The organism is Escherichia sp. WS3063 (assembly GCF_046486595.1).
In the GTDB taxonomy this organism is placed as follows: domain Bacteria; phylum Pseudomonadota; class Gammaproteobacteria; order Enterobacterales; family Enterobacteriaceae; genus Escherichia; species Escherichia coli.
Map to the genome: position 1 here is coordinate 122,832 of NZ_JBJQKY010000006.1, position 14,960 is coordinate 137,791.

The window sequence follows — 14,960 nt, forward strand, 5'->3', positions numbered from 1 at the left end:
CTGCTCTTAACGGTCGGTGCCGAAACACCGACCAGTCCTTATGCCATGAAGTTATTTCAGCTGTTGCTGAATAGTGTCATACAAACCAGGGGTCCATTCCGGGAATTGTTGATAGACTTTTAAGGCTTTTTCTTTGAAAGGGGCGACGTCAGGATAGATAATTTCCACGCCCTGCTCCTGCATGGTTTTCAACATTGTCGCATCCTGCTCAGTGGTAATTTTCTGGCTATATAAACCAGCTTCATACGCTGTCTGGTGAATAATATCTAACTGCGCAGGTGTCAGGGTACTGAAAAACGCTTCACCACCCAACCATAATGATGTATTGGTCAGATAGTTCACCATTGACAGATATTTCGCCTGCTCATGCAGTTTTTGCCCATACAGAACAGAAACCGGGTTTTCCACACCATCGATCATCCCCTGCGTCAGCGCCGGATAAACGTCTCCCAGCGGCATTGGCGTTGGGGTTGCGCCCATTGCTTCAATGGCTTTAATCTGCATAACGTTATTCGGCACGCGGATCTTCATCCCTTTCAGGTCTTCAGGTGTACGAATCGGTTTTTTAGCAATGATCTGCCTGGTACCGTACAGATAGTTGCTCATGACAATATGCACACCTTTTTCCCGTAGTTTCTGTTCTTTTTGTTTAAACCAGTCACTGGCATAAATCGCAAACAGTTTCTGCGGATCTTCGGTTAAATAAGGCCCAAACAATATTCCCAGGTCTGCATCGTAGTCAGTTAAAAATCCCACATCACTGATGGTGATAATATTCATCCCCATCAACGCTTGTTCAGTAATATCTTGTTTAGAACCTAACTGTGAACTTGGGTAAAGTTCGAAAACAATATCTCCATTGCTTTTTTTCTTCACAAGTTCTGCCCAGTGCTTCACTACTGTATCCGCTGGCTCGCCGGGGTTACTTTCATAGGCGATTTTGATAGTTACCGGTGCGGCATTCAGCATCGGACTAAATAAAGCGAAAAGAAATAAAAGTGGTGTCAGTAATTTTTTCATTATTATTACCTGTAAGAGCTTTATCGATTAACGGGGATCTGCCCGACAGACTGCACTTTTGCTGTAATCAAATGCTTTATACGTTAAAACAAACTCCTGATGTTCCAGTCGTTCTGCGGCACAATATTGACCGTTGGCGACATGTTCAATCACCTGCATAATATCGTCTGCAATATCGTCGAGCGTTGCGCCTTCGCTAATTACACGACCGGCATTAACGTCCATATCGTCAGATAAATGCTCCCACGTCTGCGGGTTATTACACACTTTAATAATAGGAGCGATCACTGAACCAATAACTGAACCGCGACCTGTGGTAAATAACACCATATGACAGCCAGAGGCGATAAGTTCCAGTGCTTCTGAGGAATCGTTAATATTCGGATACCCAAAACGAGGTTCACCATCAGGCACCACGTCCATCAACCAAAGCCCAGGAAAGGGCGTTTGTTGCGTCGGCAAAATAACGCCAGCAATCAGCGCATCGCCCGACTTGGTATAAGCCCCAAGGGATTTTTCTTCCTGAGTGGTTAAGCCGCCTTCAGCATTACCATTAGAAAAACTCCCCAGCCCCATCAAACTGTAATAACGTTCGGCTTTTGCCATTGCCACTTCGATGGCATCACGTGCCTGCGAACTAGCCGCGCGCGACATCATATGCTGCTCACAACCAAGCAACTCACCGCTTTCTTCAAAAATACAGGTAGCCCCTTTCTCCAGCAGTTGGTCAAAGGCACGTCCTACTGCCGGGTTACCCGTGATACCACTGGTGCCATCGGAGCCACCGCAGATAGTACCAACCACCAGGTCGCTCCAGTTCAGGATACAACGCGGTGTATCCGCAAGCTGTTCCAGCATTTCAGCGACCAACTGCTTACCCAGAGTAATGGTGTTGGTCGTGCCTTTATTTTCCTGAATGACCAGCGTATGGCACGGTCGCCCACTTTCTCGTACTTCTTGCTCCAGCCGACGGCGATCAAAATTCTCGCACCCCAGCGAAATAATCAGTACACCACCTACGTTGCTATGAATCGCCAGATTTTTTACCAGACGATAGCCATAATCGCTGGGATAACAACCTGAAAAACCAAAATACTGCACGTCGTGACAAGGAAATCCTTCGGCAATCTTTTTAGCGACATGGCTGGCACACTCCACCATAAAGATTACCTGCACAGTATTACGAATACCCGGTCGACCATTTTGCCGTACATAACCTTCCATTATGCTTTTTCCTCTGGCTGATAGCCGGCATCATCATGATGAAAAATGGCGATGGCATTGCTGGCAAGATTATGGGAATGCACATGTTCACCCATGGCAATATCGCGAGTGGCGTGTCCGATAATGGCGCCGTATTTCAGAATCGAATCACCATTGTTCAGCGCTTCGCAGGCCAGTTTGTGACCCAGGGTAACGGAACTACAGGCCACCATTTCCCCCTCATCCCACCAGACAATATCGCCACTGGCGATGTCATTCAGCGCGACTACACAGTTATCTTTGGCATGTAGCTTTAACGCACGTTTGCGCATAATTCCTCCGTACATCAGAAGCCGATCAATGCGCCGCCATCCACCACCAGCACCTGACCACTGACAAATGCCGCTGCGTCTGAAGCCAGATAAACCGCAGCCCAACCGATATCTTCCGGCTTGCCGAATTTTTTCATCGGTGTCCGCCCCAGGATTTTGTTACGGCGTTCGTCATCACCTTCAATGGCCTTACGCAACATTGGTGTATCGATCCAGCCTGGCGCAATACCGTTGACGCGAATCCCATGAACGGCAAGCTCCGTGGTCATACCGCGAATCATGCCGAGATAGGCTGACTTCGCTGCGCTGTAGCCAGTAACCAGAGGCTGCCCAAGAAATGAGGTCATCGATGCAGTAAAAAGCACACAGCCTTGACCGCGTTGTTTCATATGCGGCACCAGCGCTTTGGTTAACGCAAATGCGCCGACTACGTGAACGTCGAGTACTGACTCAAAATCACTGACGCTCATCTCTTCAATCGGTTTTTTGCAGTGATTGCCTGCGTTATTGACCAGGATATCGATAGCCCCGTGTTCGCTAATAAGCGCATCAACTTTTTCCTGCGCGGCTGCGGTATCCCCGACATCCATTTGTATCCAACTGGCCTGCGACCCCAATGTTCCGGCGGTCGCTTGCGCCAGCTCGCCGTTCAGGTCAGCAATAATGACCTTCGCCCCGCTGACTATCATGCATTTCGCCATTGCCAGCCCCAGCCCACTGGCTGCACCGGTGATCAACGCGGTTTTGTTATGTAAAGAAAAAGCATTCATGGTGTCGCTCCTTAAAGGTCAATGAGGATTTTGGTATACGCGCCGGGATCACTTGCCCAGTCGCTAAAAGCATGATCAGCCTGTTCCAGCGGGTAGTGAGCACTCACCAGATTGCTGACCGGATAACGCCCGGACTCCATCAATGCCAGCACGGCACGAAAATCCGCCACGGTGGCATTGCGCGAACCACGGATATCCAGTTCTTTCATCAGGAACTGCGCACTCTGATAACTCACTGGCTGTTTGGCGTAACCGACATAAACCACACGACCGCTAAACGCCACCAACCCTGTAGCCTGTTCAATGGTTTGTTGATTACCCACCGCTTCAATCACCACTTCCGGGCCGCGACCGTCATTTAACAGCACCAGTTCTGCCGCCACGTCACATTGCTGCGAATTAAGAAAACGTTGCGCACCGCATTCCAGGGCAATGTTCTGCTTGCGATCATCAATATCGATAGCAATTACGCGCGCCCCCATGGCGGATGCCGCGGCGATAGCGCCAAGGCCAATTACCCCACAACCGATAACTGCGACCCATTCACCCACATTAATTTGCGCACGTCTGGCCGCATGTAGTCCCACGGCCAGCGGTTCTACCAGCGCTAACTCATCAACACTTAAGGCATTACAGACAATGACTTTATGTGCAGGCATCGTCAGTTGTTGCGCCATCCCCCCCTGACGTTGCACACCAAGAGTTTGGTTGTTTTTACAGGCGTTAGGACGACCGCTCAGACAGGAGCTGCACACGCCACACTCAGTGCAAGGCAGAACGACCACCCGGTCACCTGGCTTGATCGCCCCTGCCATATCGCCAGTTGCCAGCACCGTGCCGCCAATTTCATGCCCCGGAATACAGGGATAATTAACCAGCGGATTCAGTCCCCGCCATGTATTGAGGTCAGAACCACACAGTCCGACACGCTCAACATTGATTAGCACTTCTCCTTTACCGCAGACAGGTTCGGGGATATCAACAAATCGCGCCTGACTTCCCTGCTCAATGGTTAATGCCTTCATTCATTGCTCTCCTTACATTACGCCGAAGGTTTCAAAGGCCTGTACCGTGCTCATGCCATCACTGATGGCTTTGCGCACTTCACTTTCAGTTGCCACTTTTTCCAGGGCCTGGGTAATAACTTCTTTCTCAACAACCTGGGGAATAATCAGTAATCCATCACGATCACCAAACACGATATCGCCCGGATTCACCCGCACGCCGTGAAATTCAATAGGTACGCCGAAGTCGATGACCTTGCCGCGCGGACCTTGATCTTGTGCGTAAGTGCCATGACAAAAGGTGGGAAATTTCAATTCAAGAATTTCAGCAGAGTCACGGGCGTAACCATCGAGTACCGCACCTGCTGCTTTCAGATGCATGGCACGGGTAGACATCAACCCGCCCCACAAGGCATAGCGCAGAGAGCTGCCCGTAGTGATGTAAACATCGTTCTCTTTGAGGGCATCCAGCGCTTCAAACATGATGCCAAACGGTTTTTCGCCAATCGCCGTCTTACCCGACGTCGATTTGGTTTCGTAAACGTCCGACTCCAGCACCGGCATTGCCCGGCCTGCCACCACCGTATTCACATCCAGCGGCTTGATTGCCGGAGAAACAAACTGGTGCATATAGCCCAGCGTGTCGAGAATATCGCCAACCACGGCGGTAAATAGCCGGGTTTTCATCAAAGCAAAAAGTTCGTTATCACTCTTCCACATTATTTTCACCCTGTAAGCCTGTTTAACAGGTTTACAGGGTAAGGAGAAAAAGCGCACAATACTGCGAAGGGCGTCACGAAAAAGTTGTGTATTTACTATTTCTTCGCCACTCTTTCACACAATATGTCTTTGATTCGCACTGCATGGCGGGCGCACAGGCGCAGTAGTCTATTGATAATCAAGGGTTCTGGAGGAAAATATGAAGGATACAGTCCCGGTATTCTGGATTTTACCGACCAGGAAAAAGTACAACAGGAGTAAAAATGAGTGAGAGTGCGTTATTGACCAGCGTAACGTTATCGTCACAGGTCAAAAATCATATTCTTAATCTGATCGCCGAACAAAAATTGACACCGGGGATGCCAGTTCCCAGTGAAATTCAGTTGATTCAGAAATTGGGCGTCAGTCGGGGTATTGTGCGTGAGGCCTATCGTTCACTTGCCGCCCTGGGGATTCTGGAAACGCACAGCGGTAAAGTGCCACGGATCAAAAAATTTGATGATGAAGTGCTGCGCGTGGTGTTTGGATTTGCCCTGGCGACCGAACAAGTAACAACAGAGCAAATTCTTCAAGTACGTCGCTGGCTAGAGTTGGGCGTTGTGGAAGCTGCTGCCCGTAATGGCGGAGAAGAAGATTTTGCTAACCTACGGGCTGAAATGGCAAAAATCCGCGAACAGTTCGATGATGTCGAAAGCTTTATCACCCATGACATCCGCTTCCATCAGTTACTCGCCGTTGCCTCAAAAAATCCGCTTTTTATGATGTTATTGCAGGCATTACATCAGCAATTGCGGCAATCCATCCAGGAGGGATTAAACGCCCAAAGCGATCAGAAAGAGTATGGCAATCACATCATCACACTACACCAGAAAATCTGCGACGCTGTGTGTGCCAGAGATGTCGAAACGGCGACTCAAGCCATGAAATCACACTTCGACAGCCCGGTCAGTGCACTGATCAATAATTCCTCGCCATAAGACTTATTTCAGTTCAATCGTTTACTCTTCCCTCTTTTACAAATGAGAGGGAGACAACGGTACTTAATACGCCCTTTAGCCAAAATCTGTCTTTTTCTTGATTACCGCTATTTTTTCGTTGAGGCGCATTCTTTATGCTGTATCGATACACCAAAGGTAAGTTAAACAGGGAGTGACGGATGCCAGTTTTGCAGTGGGGAATGTTATGTGTTCTGTCACTTCTCCTTTCTATTGGCTTCCTCGCTTTACATCTCCCGGCGGCACTCCTGCTTGGCCCGATGCTCGCCGGGATCATCTTCAGTATGCGCGGGGTTACCCTGCAACTCCCCCGCTCCGCTTTTCTCGCCGCGCAGGCCATTCTTGGCTGCATGATTGCGCAAAACCTGACCGGTTCGATCCTGACCACGCTAGCGGTGAACTGGCCGATAGTGTTAGCCATTTTACTGGTGACGCTGCTTTCCAGCGCCATCGTGGATTGGTTATTGGTGCGCTATAGCTCACTGCCTGGAAATACCGGTGCCTGGGGTTCTTCTCCTGGCGGCGCGGCGGCAATGGTCGCTATGGCGCAAGATTACGGCGCAGATATTCGCCTGGTGGCGTTTATGCAATATCTGCGAGTGCTGTTCGTCGCGGGGGCCGCTGTTCTGGTCACCCGCATGATGCTGGGCGATAACGCTGAAGCGGTTAACCAGCAGATCGTCTGGTTCCCGCCAGTGAGCATTAATCTCCTGCTTACGATTTTGCTCGCGGTCGTTGCCGGTACGGCGGGATGCTTGCTACGTCTTCCTTCCGGCACGATGCTCATCCCGATGCTGGCGGGCGCAGTGCTCCAGTCTGGTCAGCTCATCACGATTGAACTCCCGGAATGGCTGCTGGCGATGGCATATATGGCAATTGGCTGGCGGATTGGTCTTGGTTTCGATAAGCAAATATTACTGCGGGCATTGCGCCCACTGCCACAAATCCTGCTGTCGATTTTTGCTCTGCTGGCTATTTGTGCGGGTATGGCGTGGGGACTGACCCGGTTTATGCATATTGATTTTATGACTGCCTACCTCGCCACCAGTCCCGGCGGGCTTGATACCGTGGCGGTCATCGCCGCAGGGAGCAATGCCGATATGGCGCTCATTATGGCGATGCAAACCCTGCGCCTGTTCAGTATTTTGCTGACGGGACCTGCCATTGCGCGGTTTATTTCAACCTATGCGCCGAAACGTACGGCCTAGTGCTGACAGCCAGGGCACCAGTAAAACGGGCGAGATGACAGCGTGGTTTTCTCAATGATGCCGCCACAGCGTTCGCACGGTTCGCCATCACGATGAAAAACCTTAAAGCGAAACAGCGCCCCATGATATTTGTTTTCATCCACCTGCCCCCGCGTAGCGTAAGAAAGTCGCGGAATATCCAGTAACGCGTGTGCGAGTGCGTCCAGTTGCGCCGCATTGAGATCTTTCGCTTTATGATTTCCGGTCAACCCAACCTGCCAGAGGATCTCCACCCGCAAATAATTGCCAAGTCCTGCCAGAAACGCCTGATCGAGTAGTAATCCAGCAAACTGACGGTTACGAAAGCGCGGTGACAATAATCGTTCCTTTACCACCTCTGGCGTCAGATTCGGATCCAGCACATCGGGACCAACGCGTTGTAAAAACGGATGCGTGGTCAGTTGTTCCGGGGTCAACATCTCAATATCCGAGGCGCTATAAAGCAGAATGGTTTTGTCAACCGTTTGCAGTTTTACCCGCAATACTCGCGTGGTCTGCGGCTCTTCGCCGGTATCAACCACGCGCCAGACGCCGTAAAGCTGATTATGGCTGTAGAGCGTTAATTCGTTGGAAAAATGAGTTAACAACGCCTTACCACGCGTTTCCACATGGGTAACGTGTTGACCGATAAGTTGTGATTGATAAGATTTTAACTGCGGGAAGGCAAACCAGACATCAGTTAGTGGTTTGCCTTTGATCGCCGCCTCCAGGTTATCCGCTGCACGGCGGATCTCCGGGCCTTCAGGCATGGTGATATCCTTTTTTCATTCTTTATTAAGCGGGGTTATGCTGCGACAACAATCCCCTTTTCGGCAAATGTAGAGCGTAGTCGGCGGGCGAACGCCAGTGCGTGCTCGCCATCGCCATGCAGGCAGACCGTTTGCGCCGTGACCGTTGCCCATTCGCCGGTGATACTTTTGACTCTGCCGTGTTGCACCATCTCCAGCGTTTGCGCCAGCGCCTGTTCTTCGTTTTCAATCAACGCGCCTGGCTGGCTTCGCGGCACCAGCGAACCGTCTGCCTGATAACCGCGATCGGCAAACACTTCCTCGCGCGTTGTCAGGCCATATTGCTTGCCTGCACGAATCAGCTCGCTTCCCGCCAGCCCGACGAGAATCAATGCCGGATCGCAAGCGTATACCGCTCTGGCGATGGCGTCTGCCAGTTGTGCCTCTTTCGCCGCCTGGTTGTATAACATGCCGTGCGGTTTGACATGACGCATTACACCGCCTTGCGCACGGGCAATCGCTGCCAGCGCGCCAATTTGATACAGCGTCTGGGCGAAAGCGGTTTCTGGCGGCAGCTGCATGGCGCTGCGACCAAAATTTTCCCTGTCGGGAAAACTCGGGTGAGCGCCAATCGCGACACCATTTTTTATTGCTTCACGCACGCAAGCCTGCATGGTTTGCGCATCGCCTGCATGAAATCCACAGGCAATATTGGCAGAGGAAACCAGCGTTAATAGCTCTGCGTCGCTGGCATAGCCTTCGCCCAGATCAGCGTTCAGGTCAATTTTCATTGTGCAGCCGCCACGCTAATTGTTCGAAATAACGTTGCTGATCTTGCCGTGCTTTAAGTGCCTCTTCCAGTGAACACTGGACAAAATGAATCGGCTGACCGAGCGGAATTTGCGCCAGATGGTACATATCAGCCTCGATGATACAGGCAATACGCGGATAACCACCGGTGGTCTGTGCGTCGTTCATCAACACAATGGGCTGCCCGTTATGCGGCACCTGCACCACGCCCGGTAACAAACCGTGAGATAACAGTTCGCGATCGGTGGTACGTTTTAAAATTTGCCCCTGTAAGCGATAGCCCATTCGGTTACTTTGCGGGCTAAGCTGCCAGGGCGAACGCCAGAATGCATCCTGCGAGGCGCGATCGAACTCATGATATTCCGGCCCCGGCAAGGCGCGAATGCGGTTGCCCCACAGCAGCTGTTTAACGCCCTGCGCTTCCATAAAATCACGCTTCGATTTGCCAATCGGGAGTCGGTCACCATCCTTCAGTAAACGGCCTTCCAGCCCGCCAATCCCCACTTTGAGATCGGTGCTGCATGACCCCATTACCGGCGGAACGTCAATACCACCCGCGACCGCCAGATAACTGCGCATCCCGTGCTGCGGGCGTTTAAGCGTTAAACGCTGGCCTGCTTTCATCGGCAATCGCCAGCCGGTCCAGACGGCGTTATCATCCAGCCGCGCTTCGCAACCGGCCCCCGTCAGAGCAAACCACCCATCAGTTTCGAACTCAACCGTTAACTGACCGAGCGTGATCTCCAGCGCGGGGGCATTGGCGTCATTACCCACCAGTAGGTTAGCAATGCGTAACGCGGGCATATCCAGTGCGCCGCAGTGGCTGATACCCGACTGGCGAAAACCGTGACGACCGCCATCCTGCACAGTGGTATACATGCCCGCACGAATAATCTTCAGCATACTCCCTCCTTTTGCGGTACAAAGCGCACGCTGTCTCCCGGACGTAATAAGATGGGTTCGCCACGCGCCGGATCAAACAGGCTGAGTGAGGTATGACCAATCAACTGCCAGCCACCCGGCGTTGCCAGCGGATAAACACCAGTCTGCGGCCCGCCGATCCCGACAGAACCTGCCGGAACGAGCAAGCGCGGTTCAGCGCGCCGTGGCGTGTGTAGTTGTTCCGGCAAACTCCCGAGATACGGGAAGCCCGGTTGAAAACCTAAAAACCAGACCACGTATTCCACGGAGGAGTGCAATTCAACAACCTGTTTTTCGCTCAACCCGCAATGCGCCGCGACCACCGCCAAATCCGGTCCGCCTGCACCACCGTAAACCACCGGAATTTCAATAAAGCGAGACTCCGGCTCCAGCGCCTCACTCTCCTCCCACCAGCGTTGCAAACGCTCTATGGCATCCAGCGCCAGCGACTCAGGATTACGTAAAATCACCGTGATATTGTTCATCCCCGGTATCGCTTCAACCACATTTGGCATATCCACCAGACGCTGCGCCAGTCGCCAGATCCGTTTCTGGCTAGCCAGCGTCACCGGCGGTTCCAGCTCCAGCACTACCGCCGTTTCACCTATCAGATAACAACGCGCTCGTTGCACTTTCGATCCCTCTGATTATTCGTTATGCAGGATTAGGAATATCAATAAAGGTCACATCAAGATCGGTATTTTCATTCAGCCACTCGCTCAACGCGCGAATACCACCGCGTTCAGTGGCATGGTGACCCGCAGCATAAAAATGCAATCCCTGCTCGCGGGCTGAATGAATGGTCTGTTCAGAAACTTCGCCAGTAATAAAAGCATCCACGCCAAAACGCGCGGCGCTATCGATAAAACTTTGCCCGCCCCCCGTGCACCAGGCGACGCGCTGGACCACCTCAGGTCCGGTATCGCCACACCATAACGGCTTACGTCCCAGACGCGCTTCAATCCAGGAGGCCAGTTCCAGTCCCGGCACAGGCATGGTCAGTTCGCCCCACGGCACCAACGGCTCAATATCGCCCATGACCGTGATCCCCAGTAACGCCGCCAGCTGTGCGTTATTGCCCAGCTCAGGATGTGCGTCAAGCGGCAAATGCCAGCCATACAGGTTGATATCATTTGCCAGCAACGTTTTTAAACGGTTACGCTTCATGCCGCGAATGACCGGGGATTCACCTTTCCAGAAGTAGCCATGATGCACAATGACCGCATCCGCGCCCAGACGCACCGCTTCATCGAGCAAAGCCTGGCTGGCGGTGACACCGGTAACAATTTTTTGCACCGTCTCTTTGCCTTCCACCTGCAAACCATTCGGCGCGTAATCACTAATCGCCGCGCTGTTCAGTTTTTCGTTAATCAGTTGTTCCAGTTCGGTGTTTTTCATCTTCGCGCCTTCCGTATTCTGATAGCTACACCGTTAACATAGCGTTACCTCGCCTGTTCGTCGATAGCCAATCTTTTGACATATTAAGAAACAAACCCGACGCCAAAAGACGCAAATTGTTTATATCATCACGCTTCAGCTAATGTATATTTATGCAATCAGACAGCATATTGCATAAATAATCAGATCTGTATCAAAGTTTTAACTTTAAGGAAACACAAGCACGCCGCGCAACTATTACGTGACGTTGCAGTCAATTGTGGAATTATTATGAATAAACACGCATCACAGCCGCGCGCTATTTACTATGTCGTTGCGCTGCAAATCTGGGAATATTTTAGCTTTTACGGCATGCGTGCCCTGCTGATTCTCTATCTCACCAATCAACTAAAATACAACGATACTCACGCCTACGAGTTATTTAGCGCCTACTGTTCGCTGGTGTATGTCACGCCAATCCTCGGTGGCTTTTTGGCGGATAAAGTTCTCGGCAATCGCATGGCGGTGATGCTGGGGGCGTTGTTGATGGCGATCGGTCATGTGGTGCTGGGTGCCAGTGAGATCCATCCGTCATTCCTCTATCTGTCCCTGGCGATTATCGTTTGTGGCTATGGTCTGTTTAAATCCAACGTCAGTTGCCTGCTCGGCGAGCTATATGAGCCAACCGATCCGCGTCGTGATGGCGGTTTCTCGCTGATGTATGCGGCGGGTAACGTGGGGTCTATTATCGCACCTATCGCCTGTGGCTACGCCCAGGAAGAGTACAGTTGGGCGATGGGCTTTGGCCTGGCGGCGGTTGGCATGATCGCGGGTCTGGTCATTTTCTTATGTGGCAATCGTCATTTCTCTCATACCCGCGGCGTTAACAAAAAAGTACTGCGTGCGACAAACTTTCTCCTGCCCAACTGGGGATGGCTGCTGGTTCTGCTGGTGGCAACACCTGCGCTGATCACCGTACTGTTCTGGAAAGAGTGGTCGGTATACGCCTTGATTGTCGCGACTATTATTGGCCTGGGTGTATTGGCAAAAATTTATCGCAAAGCAGAAAACCAGAAACAGCGTAAGGAGCTGGGGCTGATTGTTACCCTCACCTTCTTCAGCATGTTGTTCTGGGCATTCGCACAACAGGGGGGTAGCTCGATTAGCCTTTATATCGACCGCTTCGTTAACCGCGATATGTTTGGTTATACCGTTCCGACTGCTATGTTCCAGTCGATTAATGCCTTCGCAGTTATGCTGTGCGGTGTGTTCCTGGCGTGGGTGGTTAAAGAGAGCGTCGCAGGTAATCGTACCGTGCGCATCTGGGGAAAATTTGCTCTTGGTCTCGGCCTGATGAGCGCCGGATTCTGCATTCTGACCTTAAGCGCCCGCTGGTCCGCAATGTATGGTCATTCTTCTCTGCCACTGATGGTGTTAGGCCTGGCGGTGATGGGCTTTGCGGAACTGTTTATCGACCCGGTTGCTATGTCGCAGATTACGCGCATTGAAATCCCTGGCGTGACTGGCGTATTAACTGGCATTTATATGCTGCTTTCCGGCGCGATTGCGAACTATCTGGCTGGCGTTATTGCCGATCAGACATCGCAGGCTTCGTTTGATGCTTCCGGGGCGATCAACTATTCCATCAATGCATATATTGAAGTGTTTGATCAAATTACCTGGGGCGCACTGGCGTGTGTAGGAGTGGTGTTGATGATTTGGCTGTATCAGGCGCTGAAATTCAGAAACCGCGCGCTGGCGCTGGAATCTTAACAGGCCAGCACCGATGCCTGATAAGACGCTCGCTGCGTTTTATCAGGCTCCTTTCCTCGCTTCTTCGTACGCTGCCAGCGTTCGCAGCCTTGCCTCTTTGTGATCAACTATCGGTTGCGGATAATCCAGCGTCACACCTGCTTTCTGCGCCCACTTCCACGGCTCATGCACCACTTTCCCTGGCACATCGCGCAGCTCCGGGAGCCACTGGCGGATAAATTCGCCTTCGCGGTCAAATTTCTCACCCTGAGTTGTCGGGTTGAAAATACGAAAATACGGCGCTGCATCGGTTCCGGTTGAAGCGGCCCACTGCCAGCCACCGTTATTGGCTGCCAAATCACCATCAATCAGCTGCGACATGAAATATCGCTCACCTTCGCGCCAGTCGATCAATAAATCTTTCACCAAAAAACTGGCTGTAATCATCCGTAGCCGGTTATGCATCCAGCCAGTGCTGTTAAGCTGACGCATGGCAGCATCAACAATCGGGTATCCCGTTTTGCCTTCCTGCCAGGCCTTTAAATGCGCGGAATTGCTCTGCCACTGCACGCGGTCGGTCCAGACAATAAACGGACGATGTTTACACAGCGAGGGGTAATACGTTATCAGATGACGGTAAAACTCGCGCCAGATCAGCTCATTAAGCCAGATACTACCGGCCCCACCGTCCAGCGCCTGCGGCTGTTCCGCCAACAGGCGATGCAAACACTGGCGAGGCGATAACCCGCCCGTTGCCAGGCTGGCGGACAAACGGCTGGTGCCTTCTACCGCAGGGAAATCTCGCTGTTGCTCATACTCTCCGGCACCGTTCTGGCAAAACTGGCGTAATTGCGCAATCGCCGCTTTCTCTTCCACCGGGAAATGCGCAGTATCGAAAGGCTGACGAGGATAATTCAGCGTAATGGATGGCGCGGGCTTTATCGATCCGCTACTACGAACTTTTGGTGCAGCGACGCACTCCGGCATCCCTTCCCGCAGCCGTTTCAGCCAGGCATTTTGAAAAGGCGTAAAGACTTTGTACATCTCATGATTGCCAGTCATCACCGCCCCCGGCGGCAGGATCACGCTGTCGTCAAATCCTTCACACACCACGTTACGCAGCGTTCTCTCAACCTGCACATCCCGCGCCCGCTCATTCACCTCATACTGATAGTTATAAAACAGATGGGTAACACGATTTTCCGCGCACACCTGTTTAACTATTTCGACGCTGGCGGCAAAGTCATCCACTTCATGAAACAGTAAAGGAATGCCTTTTTCCGCCAGCGCAATTTGTAGCCCATTCAGTTGAGCATTGATAAGTTCAGCCTGACGCGGCGACATGTTATGCGCCGCCCACTGGCGTGGTGTAGCGATATACAACGCCAGCACGCGCGCAGACGAATTGCGGCAGGCGGCAGCCAGCGCGAGATTATCATGCTGACGTAAATCCTGGCGAAACCAGACCAGATGGGTAGTCATAAAACTCCTGAATGGCGCAAGTTAATCACACGCGGCCAAAGTTCGAAATAACGCTGCCCTGAAAGCCAGGCGTCAGGATAAAGCGCCATATAGTGTTTGATACGCATCAGCGGCGCAAGAAGCGGTTGCTCGCCACCGCGATAACTGTCGATAAGCGCCGCCAGCTGCTGGCGTTCTGTGGAATCAATATGAGGGCGAAAATAACCCTGAACGTGCATCAAAACATTGGTGTGGTCACGTCGGTTGGCGGGGTGAGAAAGCAAAACAACTACGCGTTGGCGGTACTGGTTGTAATAGTCATCCAGATTTTGCCACTGGTGAATATCAGCCACGAACGGGCCAAGTTTGCGGTACTCGGGCTGGGAATGGGCCAGAAAGACGAGTTTATAGCGGCTGTGATAATCGTTGAGTGCCCCGCGCGTTAGTCCTCGATCTTTGAGATTGTGTAACTCATGCAAAGCAAAAATGCGGATAAGGGTGCTGTCATCAAAAAGTTGTTGATTCATTACTGCTCCTGAACGGTTTACAGGAGTAAGTGTAGACGCCGAAAAAAGAAAACCGCCAGCGTTTCCACCGGCGGTTTTCTTTAAACGTCATGT

General features: G+C 51.8%; 16 protein-coding genes. 3 read left to right on the forward strand and 13 right to left on the reverse strand.

The window, feature by feature from the left end; all coding sequences use genetic code 11:
- Positions 1-51 precede the first annotated feature (51 nt).
- From ACJHYW_RS08145 to ACJHYW_RS08170, 6 genes are read right to left on the reverse strand one after another with little or no spacing between them, the layout of a single operon-like run.
- Positions 52-1,020, reverse strand: a complete 969-nt coding sequence (locus ACJHYW_RS08145) for a C4-dicarboxylate TRAP transporter substrate-binding protein (RefSeq protein WP_000735580.1) — start codon at positions 1,018-1,020, stop codon at positions 52-54.
- A 27-nt stretch (positions 1,021-1,047) separates the two neighbouring features.
- Entirely contained in the window at positions 1,048-2,244 is a 1,197-nt protein-coding gene (locus tag ACJHYW_RS08150; RefSeq protein ID WP_000399430.1) for a UxaA family hydrolase, read from the reverse strand.
- Positions 2,244-2,555, reverse strand: coding sequence for a UxaA family hydrolase (locus tag ACJHYW_RS08155; protein WP_001361279.1), 312 nt, complete (start codon positions 2,553-2,555; stop codon positions 2,244-2,246). The genes ACJHYW_RS08150 and ACJHYW_RS08155 overlap by 1 nt, the downstream gene beginning before the upstream one ends.
- Before the next feature lie 14 nt (positions 2,556-2,569).
- Complete coding sequence (locus tag ACJHYW_RS08160) at positions 2,570-3,325, reverse strand: SDR family NAD(P)-dependent oxidoreductase (RefSeq protein ID WP_000991075.1); 756 nt, start codon at positions 3,323-3,325, stop codon at positions 2,570-2,572.
- Positions 3,326-3,336: 11 nt separating this feature from the next.
- Positions 3,337-4,350: a zinc-binding alcohol dehydrogenase family protein gene (locus ACJHYW_RS08165; RefSeq protein WP_000646083.1), complete on the reverse strand. Its 1,014-nt coding sequence runs from the start codon at positions 4,348-4,350 to the stop codon at positions 3,337-3,339.
- Positions 4,351-4,362: 12 nt separating this feature from the next.
- Positions 4,363-5,049, reverse strand: a complete 687-nt coding sequence (locus tag ACJHYW_RS08170) for an RraA family protein (RefSeq protein WP_000265973.1) — start codon at positions 5,047-5,049, stop codon at positions 4,363-4,365.
- Positions 5,050-5,312: 263 nt separating this feature from the next.
- Between ACJHYW_RS08170 and ACJHYW_RS08175 the strand changes: the two genes are divergently transcribed.
- Together ACJHYW_RS08175 and ACJHYW_RS08180 are read left to right on the forward strand one after the other, a co-directional pair.
- Positions 5,313-6,026, forward strand: coding sequence for a FadR/GntR family transcriptional regulator (locus ACJHYW_RS08175; RefSeq protein ID WP_000004201.1), 714 nt, complete (start codon positions 5,313-5,315; stop codon positions 6,024-6,026).
- A 179-nt stretch (positions 6,027-6,205) separates the two neighbouring features.
- A complete protein-coding gene (locus ACJHYW_RS08180) occupies positions 6,206-7,252 on the forward strand; it encodes an AbrB family transcriptional regulator (protein WP_061092807.1) in 1,047 nt (348 codons plus the stop codon).
- Here the strand turns inward: ACJHYW_RS08180 and nei are convergent.
- From nei to ybgI, 5 genes are read right to left on the reverse strand one after another with little or no spacing between them, the layout of a single operon-like run.
- The gene (gene nei / locus ACJHYW_RS08185) at positions 7,249-8,040 is read right to left on the reverse strand and encodes an endonuclease VIII (RefSeq protein ID WP_001114000.1); all 792 of its coding nucleotides are present in this window, start codon (positions 8,038-8,040) and stop codon (positions 7,249-7,251) included. The two genes, ACJHYW_RS08180 and nei, sit on opposite strands and share 4 nt — an antisense overlap.
- 35 nt (positions 8,041-8,075) lie before the next feature.
- Positions 8,076-8,810 (reverse strand): 5-oxoprolinase subunit PxpA, encoded by a 735-nt coding sequence (gene pxpA, locus ACJHYW_RS08190; RefSeq protein ID WP_000687176.1) that lies wholly within the window; start codon positions 8,808-8,810, stop codon positions 8,076-8,078.
- Positions 8,800-9,732, reverse strand: a complete 933-nt coding sequence (pxpC, locus tag ACJHYW_RS08195; protein ID WP_000912719.1) for a 5-oxoprolinase subunit PxpC — start codon at positions 9,730-9,732, stop codon at positions 8,800-8,802. Before pxpC ends, pxpA begins: the two co-directional genes overlap by 11 nt.
- Complete coding sequence (gene pxpB, locus ACJHYW_RS08200) at positions 9,726-10,382, reverse strand: 5-oxoprolinase subunit PxpB (RefSeq protein ID WP_001188344.1); 657 nt, start codon at positions 10,380-10,382, stop codon at positions 9,726-9,728. The genes pxpC and pxpB overlap by 7 nt, the downstream gene beginning before the upstream one ends.
- A gap of 22 nt (positions 10,383-10,404) precedes the next feature.
- Complete coding sequence (gene ybgI / locus ACJHYW_RS08205; protein ID WP_000798865.1) at positions 10,405-11,148, reverse strand: radiation resistance protein YbgI; 744 nt, start codon at positions 11,146-11,148, stop codon at positions 10,405-10,407.
- Between the two features lie 270 nt (positions 11,149-11,418).
- Here ybgI and dtpD point away from each other — a divergent pair, with 270 nt between their 5' ends.
- On the forward strand, positions 11,419-12,900 hold the full coding sequence (dtpD, locus tag ACJHYW_RS08210) for a dipeptide permease DtpD (RefSeq protein ID WP_001032685.1): 1,482 nt from the start codon (positions 11,419-11,421) through the stop codon (positions 12,898-12,900).
- Between the two features lie 42 nt (positions 12,901-12,942).
- Here the strand turns inward: dtpD and phrB are convergent, their stop codons facing one another.
- Both phrB and ACJHYW_RS08220 read right to left on the reverse strand, forming a co-directional pair.
- Entirely contained in the window at positions 12,943-14,361 is a 1,419-nt protein-coding gene (gene phrB, locus ACJHYW_RS08215) for a deoxyribodipyrimidine photo-lyase (protein WP_000207165.1), read from the reverse strand.
- Positions 14,358-14,867, reverse strand: a complete 510-nt coding sequence (locus ACJHYW_RS08220; protein ID WP_061092806.1) for a YbgA family protein — start codon at positions 14,865-14,867, stop codon at positions 14,358-14,360. The genes phrB and ACJHYW_RS08220 overlap by 4 nt, the downstream gene beginning before the upstream one ends.
- Positions 14,868-14,960 lie beyond the last annotated feature (93 nt).